Below are 18079 nucleotides of genomic sequence, written 5' to 3'. Positions count from 1 at the left end.
CCGGGGCTCAGCCGAGGTCGGGGGCCAGCAGCGCGCGGACGCCCTCGATGTTGGCCGCCAGGTACGCCCGCAGCCTGGGCGGTACGACGTTCACCGAGGTCACGCCCTCCCGGGTGAAGGGCAGCCGGACGACCTCGTACTCGCCGTTCGGGTCGTCCACCTCCGGGCCGTGCCGCCGGGTGAGGTCCATCGCGGCGAGCCGGCAGACGAAGAAGTGCTGGACCTTGACCCCGTGCGGCTCGATCAGGGTGCCGTCGTCGACGGCGCCCCCCTCGCCCGCCGGGTGGGGAAGGGGGTGGCTGATGGTGTCCACGAAGGCGGGGACGACGTCGACGACCTTGCCGCCGAGCTCCTCGTCCACCTCCCGGTGCAGCGCGTCGACCACCGTGGGGTCGCCGCGTTCGACGCCGCCGCCCGGCGTGATCCAGTACGGGTGGGGGGAGTCGGGCCGGGTGCGCTTGATCAGCACGATCGAGGCCGGGCCGTACGGGTCCTCCCGGTCCAGCTCCAGCAGGATCGCCCGCGCGGTGCGCTTGACGACGGGCCGCGGCGGACGGGGGATCGGGGTGCCCATGGCGACCTCCGGGGCTGGAGCGTTGTGCGGGAGTCTCCCGCAGGTCGGCGGGGCCGAAACGCGGGCCGTCCCGGGTGCGTCCGTTCGGGGGCAGGGGGCGCTATTGATGGATCTTGGATAGCGGCGTTGAAGCTTGAAATTCTCTTGTAATTATCGGATCAAAGCAGCATTTCACCTTTCATTCAAAGGATTTTGCCAAGTGAACCGTGCGAGAGTGATTGCAGCTCCGCCTACCCTGTGCTGCAATGAGCGACTATCGGGCGAATCGGAGCACTTCACTCCGTATGCCCTCCTGGTGCAATGACTCGGGTTGGGGGCTGGGTGTGGCCATGGATCAGATCGCAGAGCCGTCCCGTACGGTCCGGACGGGAGGGGTGGCCGTGTCACCGGAGCCCGTGTCACCGAACCCCGCGTCACCGGCGGGCAAGGACCGGCAGCTTACCTTGATCACCTCGGTCCAGCGGGCGCTGCGCCTGCTGGAGGCCGTCGGCGGTTTTCTCCAGGGGGCGACCGCCAAGCAGCTCGCCCGTGCCGCCGGCCTGCCGCTCGGCACCACGTACCACCTGCTGCGCACCCTGACCCACGAGGGCTATCTCCGCCGGGCCGAGGGGAGGTTCTTCTACGGGGATTCGGTGGACGACATAGGCCGGGCCGACGACCGGCAGTCCGAACGCCACGATCTGCGCGGGCGGATGGAGCAGCTGCGCGACGAGCTCGGCGCCGCCGTCTACTTCGCGCTCTACCAGGACGGCGAGATCCACGTGGTGGACACCGCCGCCGGGCCCGGGCAGCCCGCCGTCGAGCCCTGGGCCGACTTCCGGGCCACCGCCCACGCCCATGCGATCGGCCAGTGCCTGCTGGGCCAACTGCCCGAGGACGCCCGGCGCGACCACCTCGCGCGCCACCCGCCCGCCGGGCTCACCCCCTCCACCCTCACCGACGAGTCCGCCATCCTGCGCCGGCTCTCCTCGCTGCGGCCCACCATGCCCGTTCTGGAGCGCCAGGAGTACGCGCTCGGCACGGTGTGCGCGGCGGTGCCCATCACCGTCGGTGCCGTGGTGGCCACGATGGCCGTCTCGCTCCCCGTCGAACAGGCCGCCCGGCTGACCGCCACCGCCGGGCGACTCCGGCGGAGCGTCGGGGCGATGACACCGTCGTTCGTCCTCTGACGCTCCTTGCGCCGCCCCGGTTTCGCCGTGTTCACCATTTGAAAAAGCACACCTTGTCCACTACGTCCCCAAACGTGGACGATGAGGATCGAACAGGGACCGGCGGTACAAACCCACCGAATCAGCCGCACGACAGACATCGCACAGCCGCACTCCCTCCATGACAGCGAACTGCATTGTCCGGCCACCTGCGGACCCACAGCACGCACGGCCGGGCAGAACGAGAGGTACTGGCGCCATGCAGCACAGCACAGTCCAGGGCCACCTGGTGATGAGCCTCGTGGTCTCGAACGAGCTCTCCTTCCGCATCGTGGTCGACCTTGAGTACGACGCCGCCGACCCGTATGCGGTCCGCTTCACCTTCCACCTGCCCGGCGACGAGCCGGTGACCTGGGTCTTCGCGCGCGAGCTGCTGCTCGACGGGATCAGTCGGCCGTCCGGTGAGGGGGACGTGCACATCCACCCGGTCGGCGGGGAGCTGTCCGACGTCTGCATCGTGCTGCACTCCCCCGGCGGCGACGCCCTGTTGAAGGCCTCCGCGCCCCCGTTGATCGCCTTCCTGGCCCGCACCGACCGGCTGGTGGCGATGGGGCATGAGCTCACCGGCGGCGAACTGGACGCCAAGCTCGCGGACATCCTCGGAGGATGTGAGAACGCCGGGTGAGCGCCCGCCCGGTCCCGGCGGCCGAAGGGGCCCGCACCCGGTGGACGAACCGGGTACGGGCCCCTCGTACGGGACCGGGCGGGCGCCCGCTCGGCGTCGGTCAGTCGTCGTCGCCGAGGGCCAGGCTGAGGCCCCAGGAGACCAGGCTGATGATCAGCGCGCCGAACAGCGCGGCCCAGAAGTCCTCGACGTGGAAGTTCAGGTCGAGCTTGTCGGAGACCCAGGAGGTCAGCAGCAGCATCAGGGCGTTGATGACAAAGGTGATCAGCCCCAGGGTGAGGACGAACAGCGGCAGTGAGAGCAGCTTCACCACCGGCTTGATCAGCCAGTTCACCACGCCGAAGACCAGTGCCACGGCGATCACGGTCAGGCTCACGTGCTGCCAGTCGTCCCCGACCAGCGTGATGCCCGTGACGATCCAGGCGGCCACCCAGATGGCGGCCGCGTTGATAAGTGTCTTGATGACGAAACCCTTCATGGGGCCAGCGTCGCAGGCCAGGTGGGACGGGGGAAGCTCTCACCGGGCATGTTGGTGTTGAATGCCCGGTGGTCCCGGACACGGAGGGTGGTACCGATGAAGCTGTTCAGGCTGGACGAACTGGACGCCGAGCGCGCCGCGAACGACGGCGCGTACCTGCGGTTCCTGCGCGAGCCGCGGATGTCCGCCGGCCTCTACGCGCTCTCCCCCGGCGACACCGACCAGCAGACCGCGCACGCCCAGGACGAGATCTACCAGGTGGTCAGCGGCCGGGCCGAGCTGACCGTCGGCGACGAGACCACCACGGTGGCCCGCGGGACGGTGGTCTACGTCCCCGCCGGGACGCCGCACCGCTTCCACCACGTCACCGAGGAGCTGCGGGTCCTGGTCGTGTTCTCCCCGCCGGAGGACTGACCGGCGGGGGGACCGCCCCGCGGGCGGACTGAGTAGGGTCGTCGCCATGAGCCTGAGCCTGACGGAAGAACTCTGGGCGGCGATCGAGCCGGTCTACGCGAGGATCCTCGACCACCCCTTCATCGGCGGTCTGACCGACGGCACCCTGCCGCGCGAGGCGTTCCGCCACTTCGTGGTCCAGGACTCGCACTACCTGCGGGACTACGCCCGCGCGCTCGCCGTCTGCGCCGCCAAGGCGCCCGGCGAGGAGGAGGTGCGGGCCTTCGCGGACGACGCGATCGGCGCGCTGGCCGCGGAACAGGGCATGCACGCCGAGTTCATGACGGCCTTCGGGGACAGTGCCGAACAGGCCGCCGCCGAGCCGGTGCTGCCGACCACCCGGGCCTACACCAGCTACCTGCTGGCCACCGTGTACGGCGGCTCCTTCGCGGAGGCCCTCGGCGCGGTGCTGCCCTGCTACTGGATCTACGCCCGGGTCGGCGACGAACTGCTCGCCAAGGGCTCCCCCGACCCGCTCTACGCGAAGTGGATCGCCACCTACGGGGACGAGGCCTTCCAGTCGGTGGTGCGCCGGGTGCTCGCGCTCGCCGACCGCCTGGGCGAGGAGCTCTCCCCCGCCGAACGCCGCCGGGTGGTGGAGCACTTCACCACCACCTCGCGCTACGAGTGGATGTTCTGGGACGCCGCCTGGCGCGGCGAGGTCTGGCCGGTCTGACCCCGCCCTTCCGGGCCCGGGGGGCCGGCCCCCCGGGCCCGGAGGCCCGGGTCGGGCCGGCGGGGTCGGGCCGGCGGTCGGCTCAGCCGGCGGTGAAGAAGCCGGTCAGGTCGACGATCGCCTGGGCGGGAGCGGCGGAGTGGAGGTAGATGCCGACGGCGCCGGGCACGTCGCCCAGCTCGCTGGTGACGCCGTTGGCGACCGTCTGGCCCGGGTTGAAGTTGACGTTGGACGTGCCCGGCCGGATGTCGTCGGCCCGGAAGACGTCCACGTGCCCGCCGGCGCCCGGTTCGGTGACCGTCACGTTCAGGGTGGCGGCGGTGGCGGTCGGCGGGACGCCGGTGTTGCCGCCGGCCACCGGGAGCACCCGGGTGGCGAACGGCATGAGCGCGCTGCCGTACCGGGTGTCGAGCAGCCGGGGCTGCTCGGTGACGGCGCTGAACAGGTTGTGGCCCGAGGGGCCGTAGTAGCCGACGATGTCGACGACGAGGTCGGCGGAGCCGGTGTTGAGGAGGTTGATCCTCCCGTCGGGGCCGACCGGGACGACCACCTGGTTCGCGGTGGTCCGGCCCGGCACGTAGTTGAGGTTGGAGCCCTCGGACGGGTAGGGCTTGTCGGAGGGGTACGCCACGACGAAGCCGTGGTTCCTCGGCTCGGCGGCCGTGACGTTCAGGACCACGGCCTTGGCGCCGGCCGTGCCGAGTTCGGGCTTGGCGACCTGGACCGGGACGATGCTGCGGTTGCCGCCCGTCGTCCGGGTGTCGACCAGCCGGGTCGGCCGGACGCTGTCGTACTTGTCGGTCCCGGTGGGCGCGTAGTAGCCGAGGACGTCGACCACCACGTGGGTGTCGCCCGCGTTGTTGTAGAGGTTGATCTGCGGGCTGGCGCCGTACTCGCGCGGGGCCACCGCGACGGCGATCGTGTTGGAGATCGTCTCGCCGGCCTTGAAGTTCAACGTGGACGTGGCCGGGGCGCCCGGCATGTCGCCGTCCCGGCGGACGGTGAGGTAGCCGTCGGAGGTGGGGTCGGTGACGGTGACGTTGACCAGGACGGCCGTCGCGGACTGCGGTACGACCGGGATCTCGCGCTCCGGGTGGGACTTCCAGGCGGAGAGTGGCACGTCGAAGGACTCGCCGGCGGTGAGCGGGCGGGCCTGGCCCGCCGGGGTCTCGCGGGCGGATCGGGTGTCCAGGAGCCGCCGGATCTCCAGCGGGACGAAGGCCGCCGGGGTGGTCGACTGGCCCGGGCCCACGCCGGAGGCGGAGGCCGCGGCGGCGGCGACCGGGGCCGCGGTGGCCGGGGCGGCCGCCAGGACCGGGGCGGTCAGGGTCAGGGCGGTGAGGACGGACAGGGCGACAGCGGGTCGAGCGCGCATCTTGGTTCCCCCCAAGTGTGCTGTCCTCCGGGCTTGTTCCGGAGGTCTGTATACCCATAGACGGTTGACCCCGGGGGAGGTTGCAGGTCGGTTCCAAGATCTTTCCCGGGTGGGCCCGGGGGTCGTCCCGGGTGCCGGGCTCGGGGTGATCTCCGGGTTCTATGGGGGCCGTCGGCCCTCGTTCCGCCACTTGCGTCCCCGTACGATCGAAGTATCGAAAGCAAGCGGGATGCGGCACCAGACGGCAGCCGGCCCGAGGGGAGAGAAGGAACGGACATGGCTGAGCTCTGGAAGTCGCTGCCCTCCTGGGTGCGGAACATCGTCGTCCCGGTGCTGGTGCTGGTACTGGCCTGGAACATCATCGGATTCGTCTTCGGCGTGGTCGGCGCCCTGCTGATGCTCGTGATCAAGCTCCTGGTGGTGGTCGGCATCGCCGCCGCCGTGGTGGTCCTGGTGAAGAAGGCGGCCAAGAGCTGACCGCCACGAAACGACCGGCGCCCGCACCCCCTGAGCGGGGGTGCGGGCGCCGGTCGTTTCGTGGCGCGGGCGGCCACCCTTGGCGCGGGCGGCCACCCTTGGCGCGGGCGGCCACCCTTGGCGCGGGCGGCCGGAGGGCCTGACTACTTGTTGCGGTAGTAGCCGAAGAGGTCGGCGATCACGTGCGTGGAGCCGGAGTTGTTGGCGATGTCGAAGCGGCCCGCGGCGTCCACCGGGATGGTGGTGTGGTTGGGGACGTCCAGCCCGGCGGTGGCGTTGAGATTGCTGGTGCCGGGCTTGGCGCTGCCGGTGGCCCAGGCCGTGAGGTGGGTGGCCTCGGTGGTCTGGGTGGCGGTGAGGTTGACGGCGGCCGCGGTGGCGCCGGCCGGGACGCCGCCGACGGTGCGCACCGAGCCGCCGCCGAGCGGGAGGTCGTTGCGGGAGTCCAGCAGACGGGCCGGGGTGACCGGGGTGAACAGGCCCTGGCCGTCCGGGCTGAAGTAGCCGAAGACGTCCACGATCGCGTGCGAGCTGCCGTTGTGGTTGTAGATGTCGATCGAGCCGTCGGCGCCGAGCGGGACGATCACCTGGTTGGGGATGTTCCGGTTGGGGACGGTGTTGAGGTTGGAGCCGGCGGAGGGGCGCTGGGTGCCGGCCGGGAAGACGGTGAAGAAGCTGGTGGCGGTGGACTCGGTGGCGGTCACGTTGAGGACGACCGAGGTGGCGTTGGCCGGTACGCCGCCGGAGCCGGCCACCTTCAGTCGGCGGGTGGCGGTCTCGCCGATCGGGCCGCCGGCGCTGCGGGTGTCGAGCAGCCGGGCCGGGGCCAGCGAGGTGAACCCGCCGGGGGCGTCGGCCTTGTAGTAGCCGAGGACGTCCGCGATGGTGTGCACCTGGCCCGCGTTGTTGCGGATCACGACCTTGCCGTCCGGGCCGATCGGCACGGTGACCAGGTTGGAGACGTCCTGGTTGGCGGTGAAGTTCACGTTCGAGGTGATCGGGCGCTCGCCGCCCGCCGGGTACACGTCCAGGTGGCTGGTGGCGGTGCCCTGGGTGGCGGTCAGGTTGAGCACGACGGCGGTCGCGCCGGGCGGGACCACGTCGGTGGCGCCCCAGGTGCGGCCGCGGACGTACAGCTCCATGGTGTCGCCGCCGCCGAGCCGCGGGTAGCGGCTGCCGACCGTGCGGGTGTCGAGGATCCGGGTCGGCGCGATCGCGGTGAAGCCCGCGGGGGTGTACGCGACGGTGACCTGCTGGGTGCTGGTCGCGGTGGCGCCGTTGTCGTCGGTCACGGTGACCTTGACGGTGTAGGTGCCGGGCTTGGCGTACACGTGGCGCTCGACCTGGTAGCCCTCGTTCGGCTTGGCCGGGCCGTCGCCGAAGTCGAAGGAGTAGCTCGCGATCCGGTACGGGCCGGAGGTGGCGACCCGGGCGCTCACGGCGAGCGGGTCGCGGTCGCTCTCCGGGGTCACCGTCAGGGCGGCGCCGAGCGGCTTGTCCTCGCCGACCTGCACCGGCTGGCTGTAGGTGGTGGTCACCGAGCCGCCGCGGCCGTCGGTGACGGTCACCTTCGGGTGGAACTCGCCGATCGCGGTGTAGGTGTGCCGGACGGTCTTCGAGGCGCCGCTCACCGGGGCGGTGCCGTCGCCGAAGTCGAAGGTGTAGGTGAGCGTGGTGTCCCACTGGTTGGTGGCGTCCGCGGTGAGGTCGACCGTCAGCGGGGCCGGGCCGCCCGGGTACTCGTGGACGGTGCCGACGACGTTGAGGGTGACGCCGCCCAGGCCGCGGACCTCGTAGGCGCCGCGGTCGCGGAACGTCCCGTTCGGGCCGGAGTTCGCGACGGAGGGGTTGTCGATCGGGGCGCTGCCGAGCAGGTCCTGGTCGAGGATGCCGGGGGCCTGCGGGTCGGCGGAGTCGATGGCGGCCGCGGCGGCCTGCGCCGGCTCGGCGAGCGGGTCGCCGAGCTGCACGGCGGTGTCGATGTCGTGGCCGCCCTGTCCGGTGGCCGCGGTCAGCGCGGCGGGGGTCTGGTAGCCCGTCCCGGCCCAGCTGTAGGCGGGCAGCCCGGAGACCGGGTGCACGATGTTGTAGTCGAGCGTGGTGCCGGCGGCGGAGCCCGCCGAGACCGTCACGGTCGACCCGTTGACGATGTTGTTGTAGACCGCGGAGCCCGTCGAGGCGCCGTTCAGCGCGAGACCGGAGGTGATGCCGTCGGTGAGGGTGTTGTTGGTGACGATCGTGCCGGTGGCGTCGGTCGCGTCGATCGCCGTCCCGTTCGACTTGCTGAACTGGTTGCCGACGACGGTGGTCTGCTTCACACCGGCGCCGACCGACACGCCGAGGGTGCGGTAGAAGACCGACTGGGCGACGGTCACCTGCTCGCTCGACCCCGAGACCCGTACGGCGGGGGCGGTGACCGGCACGGTCGAGCCGGAGCCCTCGAACCAGCTCCGGGAGATCTGCACCCGGGCGGAGTCGGCGACGTCCACGGTCGACAGCTCAAGACCGGTGAGGACGACGTCGTGGACGCCGGAGAGCCGGACCGGCTTGCCCGAGGAGGGCTTGACCGCGGGCAGGTCGTAGCTGCCCAGGTCGGTCAGCGGGGCGCCGCGGAAGGTGATCGGCTTGCCGGGCTGGCCGGAGTGCGTGAGGGTGACGTCGCCGGCGTACTCGGTGCCGGGGGCGATCTGGACGGTCTGGCCCGGCTGCGCGGCGTCGGCCGCGGCCTGGACGGTGCAGTACGGCTTGGCGGCGGTGCCGGTGCCGTGGTCGTCGCAGGTGGTGTTCCACCCGTTGTCGACGTACAGGACCGCGGCGGGTGTGGCGGCGACGGCCGGAAGAGGTAGTCCGACGACGGCGGAGACGACGGCGGCGCTGAGGCCGGCGACATGACGAAGGCGCACGGTGTGCTTCCCCCTGAGCGTGATGAATGTCGGTGCTGCTCGACGCGTGGGCGCCCGTCAGCGGGACGGCGCGGGCGGCCTGCGGAGCAGATGTGAGCATTATGGGGCCGGGTGTGATCACTGGTGTCGTCAGGGTGCCGTTGTCGGAATCCTTCTGACACCAAGGTGCCCGCCCGAGAACCGCTGCGGACGGGCACCTTGACGTGGAACCAGGACGAACCGGTCAGCCCTCGACGGGGATCTGCTGGACCGGCACCGCGGCGGCGGCCGGAGAGGCGGTCTTGGCGGCGGCCGGGGAGGTCTGGTCCGCCGGGGTGGCCACCTGCATGGTGGCGAGCAGCTGGCGGGCCAGGCCGAGGCCGGTGCCGCCCATGGTGAGGGCCTTGGCGAACATGTCCCCCATGCCCTCGGCGCCGTTCAGCAGCACCATGTGCTCGACGTTGCCGAACGCCTCGGCGCCGGCGCGGACGATCTCGGGCCACTTCTCGGCGAGCTGCTGGGCGACGACGGCCTCCTGGTTCTCGGCCAGGGCGGCGGCCCGGGCCTTGATCGCCTCGGCCTCCGCCAGACCCAGGGCGCGGGTGGCCTCGGCGGTGGCCAGGCCCTTGGCCTCGGCCGCGGCGGCCTCGGCCTGGCCGGTCGCCCGGGTGGCCTCGGCGGAGGCCAGACCGCGGGCCTTGGTGGCCTCCGCCTCGGCGGACGCGGCCACCTTCACCCGGTTCGCCTCGGCGGCCGCCTTGAGCTCGGTCTCCTTGGCCTGCGCCTGCGCGGCCGAGATCCGGGCGTCGCGGTCGGCCTCGGCCTTGGTGCGGGTCTCGTACGCACGGGCGTCGGCCGGCTTGCGGACGTCCGCCTGGAGCTGCTGCTCCTTGCGGTGCGCCTCCAGCTCGGCGACCTTGGTCTCCTGGACCACGACCTCCTGCCGGGAGGCGGCCTGGGCAAGCGGTCCGGCCTGCATCGCGCGGGCGGTCGCCGTCTCCAGCTCGGCCTGGTAACCGGCCTGCTGGATACCGCTGTTGCGGGTCGCCTCGGCCTTGCGGGCGAAGGCCTCCTGCTCGGCCTCGGTGGCCTGGCGGTCCGCCTCGGCCTGGGCGATGCGGGCGTCCCGCATGACGGCGGCGGCGTGCGGGGCGGCCAGGTTCTGGATGTACCCGGTCGGGTCGATGATCTCCTGGATCTGCAGCGAGTCGATGATCAGGCCGAGCTTCTCCATCTCGGAGCCCGACGCGGCCCTGGTCTCCCCGGTCAGCCGCTCGCGGTCGCGGATCATGTCCTCGACCGTCAACCCGCCGACGATGGACCGCAGATGACCGGCGAAGACGTTGTGGACCCGGTGGCCCATCATCTCCTGCTGGTCGAGGAAGCGGCGGGCCGCGTTGGCGATCGACACGGTGTCGTCGCCCACCTTGAAGATCACAACTCCCTTGACGTGGACCGGGATTCCCTGCGACGTCACGCACTCGACGTCCAGGTCCGCCTCGTTCAGGTCGAGGGAGAGCTTGCGCACCACCTGCACGCCCGGGGTGACGAGCGTGCCCCGGCCGGTGACGATCCGGAAGCCCAGGCCCTCGCCGACACCCTCGGTGCGGTGCCTGGAACCGGAGATGATCAGGGCCTCGTTGGGCTCGGCGACCCGCCACATCAGCTTGAAGAGAACGATCAGGATGACGATGGAGGCGACGACCGCCCCCGCGATGCCGATCAGCATCGGCGAATTCCCCCTTCAGGGCACACCGGTTCCGTGGCTGCGCTCTGTTGCAGGATGGCGCGGAACGCGGTGGCAGCAGGGATTCTGCGCCTCTTGTCGATCAGTGGGAAGGACTTTTCGTCCCGACTTCGCACCAGGGCCGTCAAGACCGCGTCAAGACCCCGTCAGGACGGTGGCAGGCGGGTTGTCGAAAGGGCGCCGCGGCGTCAGCCCAGCGCGTGCGCGACGTAGACCGTGCGCGGCGGCTGGTACTCCACCACGACCACCGGTGTGCCGGGCGCCAGCACCTCGCCGGGCACGGCCGGGTACGCGAGGAACGCCTCCGTGCCCTGCCGTTCGCGGACGTGCAGCAGCACCTCGCCGACCAGACCCGGACCGATCCTCCCGGTCACCCGACCGGTCGCCCCCACCATGCCGCCAGTGTGCCAGCCCTTCCCACTGGCTGGAAGCCGTCTGGACCAGCGGCGATCCGCTCGCTACGGTGTTGGACGTCATGCGCAGGCAACACCGTCTGCGGACACGGGAGCTCGGAGCACCGGGCTGAGAGGGCGCTGAACGGCACGTCGGTGTACGTGCCAACCGCTGCGTCGACCGCAGGAACCTGACCGGGTAATGCCGGCGTAGGGAGTAGTAGGTCTGATGACCGCATTTGATGTACAGCCGCAGTCTGCCCGGACGTCCGCCGCCGGCAGCACCGCCAGCAGCACCTCCACCGGCTACCCGACCCCGGCCTGGCGCAAGGCCTACCGCGAGGGCTCCCGCCCCGACCTCGCCGTCCCGTACCGCGAGGTCGTGCTCACCAACGGCCGGACCGTCCCCCTGTACGACACCTCCGGGCCCTACACCGATCCGGCGTACGAACCCGACGTGCGGCGCGGCCTGCCCGCCCTGCGCGACTCCTGGATCCGCCAGCGCGGCGACGTCGAGGAGTACGACGGCCGCGAGGCCCGCCCCGAGGACGACGGGATCAAGCACACCTCGCCGCGCGGCGGGAACCTGAAGAACCTGGACGCCGTCTTCCCCGGCCGGCCGCGCCGCCCGCTGCGGGGACGCGGCGGGGCGGCCGTCACCCAGCTCGCGTACGCCAAGCGCGGCATCGTGACGCCGGAGATGGAGTTCGTGGCCCTGCGCGAGGGCCTGGAGCCGGAGTACGTCCGTGCCGAGGTGGCCCGCGGCCGGGCCGTCATCCCGGTCAACGTGAACCACCCCGAGGTGGAGCCGGCGATCATCGGCACCAACTTCCTGGTGAAGATCAACGCCAACATCGGCAACTCCGCGGTCACCTCCTCGATCGAGGAGGAGGTGGAGAAGATGACCTGGGCCACCCGCTGGGGCGCCGACACCGTCATGGACCTCTCCACCGGCCGCAACATCCACACCACCCGTGAGTGGATCCTGCGCAACTCCCCGGTGCCGATCGGCACCGTGCCGCTCTACCAGGCGCTGGAGAAGGTCGACGGCCGGGCCGAGGAGCTGAGCTGGGAGGTCTACCGCGACACCGTCATCGAGCAGTGCGAGCAGGGCGTCGACTACATGACCGTCCACGCCGGCGTGCTGCTGCGGTACGTGCCGCTGACGGCCCGTCGCAAGACCGGCATCGTCTCGCGCGGCGGCTCGATCATGGCCGCCTGGTGCCTGGCGCACCACCAGGAGAACTTCCTCTACACCAACTTCGAGGAGCTCTGCGACATCCTCGCCGCCTACGACGTCACCTTCTCGCTCGGTGACGGCCTGCGTCCGGGGTCGATCGCGGACGCCAACGACGAGGCGCAGTTCGCCGAGCTGCAGACCCTGGGCGAGCTGGGCCGGATCGCCCGCGAGCGCGACGTCCAGGTGATGATCGAGGGCCCGGGCCACGTCCCGATGCACAAGATCAAGGAGAACATGGACCTCCAGAAGGAGATCTGTGACGAGGCGCCGTTCTACACCCTGGGCCCGCTCACCACGGACGTCGCCCCCGGCTACGACCACATCACCTCGGGTATCGGCGCCGCGATGATCGCCTGGTGGGGCACCGCGATGCTCTGCTACGTCACGCCCAAGGAGCACCTGGGCCTGCCCAACCGGGACGACGTGAAGACCGGCGTCATCACCTACAAGATCGCCGCCCACGCCGCCGACCTGGCCAAGGGCCACCCCGGCGCCCAGGAGTGGGACGACGCGCTCTCCGACGCCCGCTTCGAGTTCCGCTGGGAGGACCAGTTCAACCTGGCCCTCGACCCGGAGACCGCGCGCTCCTTCCACGACGAGACCCTCCCCGCGGAGCCCGCCAAGACGGCCCACTTCTGCTCGATGTGCGGCCCGAAGTTCTGCTCGATGAAGATCAGCAAATCCATCAATGAGAAGTTCGGCAACGGCCAGGCCTCGCCGGAGTACGACGAGACGGCTGTCGAGGGCATGAAGGCCATGTCCGAGGAGTTCAAGGCCCACGGCAACAAGGTCTACCTGCCGATGGCCGACTGACCCAGGACACCTGAGCGCCGCCCCGATCACCTCGGGGCGGCGCTCTGCTGTCTCCGGGCACCCGAAATCCCGTGGACGAGGCGGGCGGCCGGGTGCTGCCATGGTGGGACGGTTCTCCGTGCCGGGAATGGGAAACCTGTCGTACGGTCATAGTGGCTGCGCAGAGCTGGTTTTGGGGGAAGCGCATGGTCAGGTCAATGGCGAAGGCGGGAGCGTTCGTGACGCTCGCGGCACTCTCACTCACCGCGTGTGGAGGTTCGTCGGGTCCAGCTGATCCCAAGGAGTCCCGGACGCAGACCTCGGCTGCCGTGCCGTCCCAGTCTGCCGTGCCGTCCCGGTCTGCCGTGCCGGCCAAACCGATTCCGGCGGCGTTTGACAGTACAAGGGGATGGGAGGTCGAGGCGGGCAAGGACGGGAACCTGCGTGGTCCGGCTGTCGCATCCGACGCGGGACTGATCCTGTTCCGTTCGATCTCCGAGGACAAGAAGACCGCGAGCGTCCTCGCCTACGACGCGAAGACCGGCGCGATCCGCTGGCGGAGCAAGCCGGTCGCGAATCCCACGCGCGACAGCCTGGACGCCGACGCCATGGTGTTCGTCACGCACAAGGCCGGTAAGGAATACGCGGTCCTCGCGGTCACGGGTGCCGAAGGCGGGGACGGCGTGAACCGGGCGAGCGGCGTCACACGGCTTGCCGCGTACGACACGGCGTCCAGCGGTGAGGCGGCGCCGGTCAAGGAGACCACGGTCCCGGACAAGGCCACCGGTTACGGCGTTCAGCGCGACGGCGGCCTCGCCGCGGTGCAACTGGGCCGGTCCACGGCCGTGGTGGACGTACTCTCGGGCCAGGTCACCACGTACGACCGGAACAACGCCGCCCTGAACGCCCCCAAGCCCTGCGAGCTGGCCTTCGGCTCCTGCAACACCAGTACGGGTGTCGCAGCGCTGACCCCGGCCGGCCCGCTGGTTCAGGGCCGGGGCGCCTTCTGGGCGCTCGGCGGCTGGTTCAGCGGCGACGTGGTACCCGCAGGGGCGAGCGCCATCGTGGGCTCCAGCACAGTGACGGCCTACGGATCAACCGATGGCCATGTCGTGGCCGCGTGGCCGCCCACCGGGCACGACAACGACAGGTCCGTCTGGGCCGTGCACGACGGCGGGACCGGCCAAGTGCTCGCCACGGTCGAGTGCACGGGGAAGAAGGCCACGCCCCGACTGTCGTCCGACGGCCGCTACCTGATCGCCGACTTCGCGGTCTTCGACCTGCAGGAGAAGAAGGGCTACTGCTTCGAGGCGACCGGCGCCCGCAACCCCGTTCAACTGACCACGGTGGACAAGGACGGAACGGCGTACGGCAACGCCAAGACACCCGACCAGAACACCGGCGGCCTGAGCGATACACCGACCTCGGTCGTCCTGGCCACCGGCCAGGCATCCGCGCTCCCGGCCGGGACACTCGTCCCGGACCTGATCGGTGCGGACGCCGCGGTCTTCGGCGCCGACACCGGCATCGGCCCCGTCCTCGTCTACCCGCGGCGCTGACCCTGCCACGGCACGCCGAGCCGTCCCCGAGTCGCGCCTCGATGCCGCTCAGAAGGCATCACGTCGGCGCATTCAGACGCGATGTGCTGGTTTCGGACTGAAGTTGTCGTCGATGAAGATCTCCCAGCAGATCCGCGACGAGCACGGCGACGGCTCCACGGCCGTCAACGCCGGTTACGACGCCGACGCGGTGGCCGGCATGGCCGAGAAGTCCGCCGAGTTCGCCGCCCAGGGCAACCGGGTCTACCTCCCGCTGGCGGACTGAGCTGCACCATTGAGCTGCGCTGCTCCGGGAGGAAGAGGGGGCTTCCCGGAGCAGCGCCTCGGCGTTGTGCGCTCGCGGCATCCGACGAATCGGGTGCGCCGTGATGGTCATGGAGGTCATCCGAGCCCCCGTCTGAGGTGCCGGAACCTGCACGGCGGCAGGTAACGGGCCGTACCCGCAGGCGGTTTCTGCCCTGCCGTCACGTGTCGGAACGGCGTCTGCTGGCCCTGCGGCCAACGTTGTACCGTCATCCGACGGTACGTCAGGATGATCATATGGCAGATGAATCGATCACTCCGCGCAGCATCGCCGACAACCACCTCGACCAGGTGGCCGCACATGAGCCGATGACCTCCGCATGGCTCGGCCTGAACCCGGGCGACGACCGGCAGCCGGACCTCTCGCCGGAGGGCTTCGAGGCCCACGCCGAGCTCGCCCGCCGCAGCCTCGCCGCACTCGACGCCGCCCCCGCCGCAGACGACCCCGCCGAACAGGCCTGCGCCAGACTGCTGCGGGAACGCCTCACATCCGAGCTCGCGATGCACGACGCCGGAGAGAACTTCCGACAGCTGCGCACCATAGGCGCGCACGTCCACCAGGTGCGGACGATATTCACCTTCATGCCCACCGCCACCGACGAGGACTGGGCGGCGGTGGCCGGACGGCTGCGCAACCTCCCGGGCGCGCTCGACGGCTACCGGGCCACCCTCACCGAGGGGATCTCCCGCGGCCTGCTCGCCGCCCCCCGCCAGGCCGCCGGGGTGATCGGCCAGCTGACCGACTGGACCGGGGAGGCCGCCGGACAGCACGCGGGTGGTGGTGCGGGCTGGTTCGCCGACTTCGTGGCGGACGGGACCGACCGGCTGCGCCCCGAGCTGGACGACGCCGCCCGCCAGGCCACCGCGGCCGTCGCCGAGTTCCGGGACTGGCTGCGCGATACCTACGCCCCCGCCACGGCGGACACCCCGGACGCCGTCGGCCGCGAGCGCTACCTGCGCGCCGCCCGCCACAACACCGGTGCAGACCTCGACCTGGACGAGTCCTACGCCTGGGCCTGGAGCGAGTTCCACCGGACGGTCGCCGAGATGCGGGCCGAAGCCGAGCGCGTCCTGCCCGGCTCCACCGTCCTCGAAGCCACGCGCCACTTGGAGGAGCACGGCCACGAGATCAAGGGCGAAGAGGCCATCCGCGACTGGCTGCAGCAGCTCATGGACGACGCGATCACCGCCCTCGACGGCCGCCACTTCGACATCTCCGGCCCGATCCGCAAGGTCGAGTCCCTGATCGCGCCCGTGGGCAGCGCCGCCGGCCCCTACTACCAGGGCCCGAGCCTCGACTTCAGCCGCCCCGGACGCACCTACCTGCCCACCCTCGGCCGGGACAGCTTTCCTACCTGGCAGCTCGTCAGCATCTGGTACCACGAAGGCGTCCCCGGCCACCACCTTCAGCTCGCCCAGTGGGTCGCGGTCGCCGACCGGCTGAGCCGCTACCAGGTCACCGAGGGGATCGTCAGCGCCAACATCGAGGGCTGGGCCCTGTACGCCGAGCGCTTCATGGACGACCTGGGCTTCTTCACCGACCCCGCGCGCCGCCTCGGCTTCCTGGACGGGCAGATGCTGCGCACCATCCGGGTGATCATCGACTTGGGCATGCACCTCGAACTCGCCATCCCCGCCGACTCGGGCTTCCATCCCGGCGAGCGCTGGACCCCGGCGCTCGCCACGGAGTTCATGGCCACCTACAACGGTAGTCCGGCCGCCCGCCGCAACGGCGAGATCGACCGTTACCTCGGCTGGCCCGGCCAGGCCATCGGCTACAAGCTCGGCGAACGCGCCTGGCTCCAGGGCCGCGAGGCCGCAAAGCGCCGCTACGGCGCCGCCTTCGACCTCAAGAACTGGCACATGAAGGCGCTCTCCCAGGGCTCCTTCGGCCTCGACGACCTGGTCGACAACCTCGCGGCGCTGTAGACCGGAAAGATCCGACCGACCGTCCTGGTTCGGTTGAAGCTCTGCTCGATGAAGATCTCCCAGCAGATCCGCGACGAGCACGGCGACGGCTCCAGCGCGGTCGCCTCCGGCTACGACGCCGAGGCCCTGGCCGGCATGCAGGCCAAGTCCGAGGAGTTCGCCGAGCACGGCAACCGGGTCCACCTCCCGCTGATCGACTGACCGTCGCCCGTATCGCACCGGTCCGCGCTCCGGAGGGGGGAGCGCGGACCGGTGCGTGCAAACGACGTCAGGCGTCCCAGGTGGTCACGATCGGCTCCGGCCAGTCCTCGGCCGTCGCTGTGAGATTCGCCGACAGTATCGCGGGCAGTAGAGACCGGCTGTCGGCGACGTGCTTCAACGGGGGCTCCTGGGCGTCGTCCTTGGCGTCTCCTGCTGGGGCAAGCCCTAGTGCCGTCGGCGGGCTGCGGCTCGGCCGCTTCGCCTCACGAGGATGACAAGTCCACCGCCCAGGGCGATGGCTACCGCCGAGCCGACCACGATGTTGATCGATCCGCCTGCGCCGGTGGCGGCGAGTGCCTGCTCCGACTCCTTCGGGTACTGAACGGCGCTGGCTGGTACGTTGCCGCCCTGGCCGTGACCGCCTTGAACGGCGCTGGCTGGTACGTTGCCGCCCTGGCCGTGACCGCCTTGAACGGGACCGCCGCCCTGCTCGTGACCGCCTGGCACGTTGCCGTGGTTGCCCTGGTCGTTCCCGTGATCACCTTGCTCGTGACCGCCGTGCCCCTGGCCACCGTGACCGCCTGGCGATTGGGGCGGTCCTGCGGGCCCCGCCGGGCCTGCGGGTCCCGCCGGGCCTGCAGGTCCGGGTACTCCGGGTGAGCCGTTGGCGCCGGGTGAGCCGTTGGCGCCGGGTGAGCCGTTGGCGCCGGGTGAGCCGTTGGCGCCGGGTGAGCCGTTGGCACCGGGCGAACCGTTGGCGCCGGGTGAACCGTTGGCACCGGGGAGACCGTTGGCGCCGGGTGAACCGTTGGCACCGGGGAGACCGTTGGCGCCGGGTGAACCGTTGGCGCCGGGGAGACCGTTGGCACCGGGTGAGCCGTTGGCACCAGGAGCTCCAGGGGCACCATTAGGCCCCGGGGCACCCGGAGCACCGGGCGAGCCGTTGGCGCCGGGAGCGCCGTTGGGACCGGGTGCACCGGGAGCACCCGGCGCACCGGGAGCGCCGTTGGGACCGGGCGCGCCAGGAGCACCCGGAGCACCGGCCACGCCGGACGCACCGTCGGGGCCGGGAGCACCCGGAGCACCGGGCGAGCCGTTGGCGCCGGGAGCGCCGTTGGGACCGGGTGCACCGGGAGCACCCGGCGCACCGGGAGCGCCGTTGGGACCG

The 18079-nt window shown here is 71.2% G+C and carries 16 protein-coding genes and 1 riboswitch; of the genes, 10 read left to right on the top strand and 6 right to left on the bottom strand.

All coding sequences use genetic code 11. The annotated features are described in order from the left end of the window. Positions 1 to 7 precede the first annotated feature (7 nt). Positions 8 to 574, bottom strand: coding sequence for an NUDIX domain-containing protein (locus ACIGZJ_RS23975; RefSeq protein WP_392930187.1), 567 nt, complete (start codon positions 572 to 574; stop codon positions 8 to 10). Between the two features lie 443 nt (positions 575 to 1017). On the opposite strand from ACIGZJ_RS23975, the gene ACIGZJ_RS23970 reads away from it, so the two are divergent. Both ACIGZJ_RS23970 and ACIGZJ_RS23965 read left to right on the top strand, forming a co-directional pair. Continuing rightward, positions 1018 to 1743, top strand: a complete 726-nt coding sequence (locus ACIGZJ_RS23970) for an IclR family transcriptional regulator (protein ID WP_396459140.1) — start codon at positions 1018 to 1020, stop codon at positions 1741 to 1743. Between the two features lie 238 nt (positions 1744 to 1981). After that, positions 1982 to 2407 carry an SsgA family sporulation/cell division regulator gene (locus ACIGZJ_RS23965; RefSeq protein ID WP_396459139.1) on the top strand — a complete coding sequence of 142 codons (426 nt, stop codon included), beginning with the start codon at positions 1982 to 1984 and terminating at the stop codon, positions 2405 to 2407. 100 nt (positions 2408 to 2507) lie between these two features. On the opposite strand, the gene ACIGZJ_RS23960 is transcribed toward ACIGZJ_RS23965, so the two are convergent. Further along, positions 2508 to 2885, bottom strand: coding sequence for a phage holin family protein (locus tag ACIGZJ_RS23960; protein ID WP_392930182.1), 378 nt, complete (start codon positions 2883 to 2885; stop codon positions 2508 to 2510). A 96-nt stretch (positions 2886 to 2981) separates the two neighbouring features. On the opposite strand from ACIGZJ_RS23960, the gene ACIGZJ_RS23955 reads away from it, so the two are divergent. Beyond that, positions 2982 to 3299 (top strand): cupin domain-containing protein, encoded by a 318-nt coding sequence (locus ACIGZJ_RS23955; RefSeq protein WP_396459138.1) that lies wholly within the window; start codon positions 2982 to 2984, stop codon positions 3297 to 3299. A 46-nt stretch (positions 3300 to 3345) separates the two neighbouring features. Then, the gene (tenA, locus tag ACIGZJ_RS23950; protein ID WP_392930177.1) at positions 3346 to 4014 is read left to right on the top strand and encodes a thiaminase II; all 669 of its coding nucleotides are present in this window, start codon (positions 3346 to 3348) and stop codon (positions 4012 to 4014) included. 82 nt (positions 4015 to 4096) lie between these two features. On the opposite strand, the gene ACIGZJ_RS23945 is transcribed toward tenA, so the two are convergent. Continuing rightward, the gene (locus tag ACIGZJ_RS23945; protein WP_396459137.1) at positions 4097 to 5389 is read right to left on the bottom strand and encodes a hypothetical protein; all 1293 of its coding nucleotides are present in this window, start codon (positions 5387 to 5389) and stop codon (positions 4097 to 4099) included. Positions 5390 to 5665: 276 nt separating this feature from the next. On the opposite strand from ACIGZJ_RS23945, the gene ACIGZJ_RS23940 reads away from it, so the two are divergent. Next, positions 5666 to 5866: a DUF5326 family protein gene (locus ACIGZJ_RS23940; RefSeq protein WP_392930172.1), complete on the top strand. Its 201-nt coding sequence runs from the start codon at positions 5666 to 5668 to the stop codon at positions 5864 to 5866. Between the two features lie 143 nt (positions 5867 to 6009). On the opposite strand, the gene ACIGZJ_RS23935 is transcribed toward ACIGZJ_RS23940, so the two are convergent. The 3 genes from ACIGZJ_RS23935 to ACIGZJ_RS23925 form a co-directional block, all read right to left on the bottom strand. After that, entirely contained in the window at positions 6010 to 8769 is a 2760-nt protein-coding gene (locus ACIGZJ_RS23935) for a PKD domain-containing protein (protein WP_396459136.1), read from the bottom strand. A 223-nt stretch (positions 8770 to 8992) separates the two neighbouring features. After that, a complete protein-coding gene (locus ACIGZJ_RS23930; RefSeq protein ID WP_396459135.1) occupies positions 8993 to 10477 on the bottom strand; it encodes an SPFH domain-containing protein in 1485 nt (494 codons plus the stop codon). Between the two features lie 206 nt (positions 10478 to 10683). Further along, positions 10684 to 10890 (bottom strand): hypothetical protein, encoded by a 207-nt coding sequence (locus ACIGZJ_RS23925; RefSeq protein ID WP_396459134.1) that lies wholly within the window; start codon positions 10888 to 10890, stop codon positions 10684 to 10686. Between the two features lie 96 nt (positions 10891 to 10986). Then, positions 10987 to 11121, top strand: a riboswitch (TPP riboswitch). Between ACIGZJ_RS23925 and thiC the strand changes: the two genes are divergently transcribed. The 5 genes from thiC to ACIGZJ_RS23900 all read left to right on the top strand — a co-directional run bounded on the left by thiC (position 11117) and on the right by ACIGZJ_RS23900 (position 16911). Beyond that, positions 11117 to 12940 (top strand): phosphomethylpyrimidine synthase ThiC, encoded by a 1824-nt coding sequence (gene thiC / locus ACIGZJ_RS23920; RefSeq protein WP_396459133.1) that lies wholly within the window; start codon positions 11117 to 11119, stop codon positions 12938 to 12940. Its footprint overlaps the riboswitch before it by 5 nt. A 197-nt stretch (positions 12941 to 13137) precedes the next feature. Continuing rightward, positions 13138 to 14478, top strand: coding sequence for a hypothetical protein (locus ACIGZJ_RS23915; protein WP_396459132.1), 1341 nt, complete (start codon positions 13138 to 13140; stop codon positions 14476 to 14478). A 112-nt stretch (positions 14479 to 14590) separates the two neighbouring features. Continuing rightward, positions 14591 to 14743 carry a thiamine biosynthesis protein ThiC gene (locus ACIGZJ_RS23910; RefSeq protein WP_396459131.1) on the top strand — a complete coding sequence of 51 codons (153 nt, stop codon included), beginning with the start codon at positions 14591 to 14593 and terminating at the stop codon, positions 14741 to 14743. Between the two features lie 275 nt (positions 14744 to 15018). Continuing rightward, positions 15019 to 16710, top strand: a complete 1692-nt coding sequence (locus tag ACIGZJ_RS23905) for a DUF885 domain-containing protein (protein WP_396459130.1) — start codon at positions 15019 to 15021, stop codon at positions 16708 to 16710. Between the two features lie 48 nt (positions 16711 to 16758). Beyond that, entirely contained in the window at positions 16759 to 16911 is a 153-nt protein-coding gene (locus ACIGZJ_RS23900) for a thiamine biosynthesis protein ThiC (RefSeq protein WP_396459129.1), read from the top strand. Positions 16912 to 18079 lie beyond the last annotated feature (1168 nt).

The organism is Kitasatospora sp. NPDC052868 (genome assembly GCF_044547105.1).
Classification (GTDB): domain Bacteria; phylum Actinomycetota; class Actinomycetes; order Streptomycetales; family Streptomycetaceae; genus Kitasatospora.
Note: the sequence above shows the minus strand (reverse complement) of the source record. Positions and strands in the feature narration are given on the sequence as shown.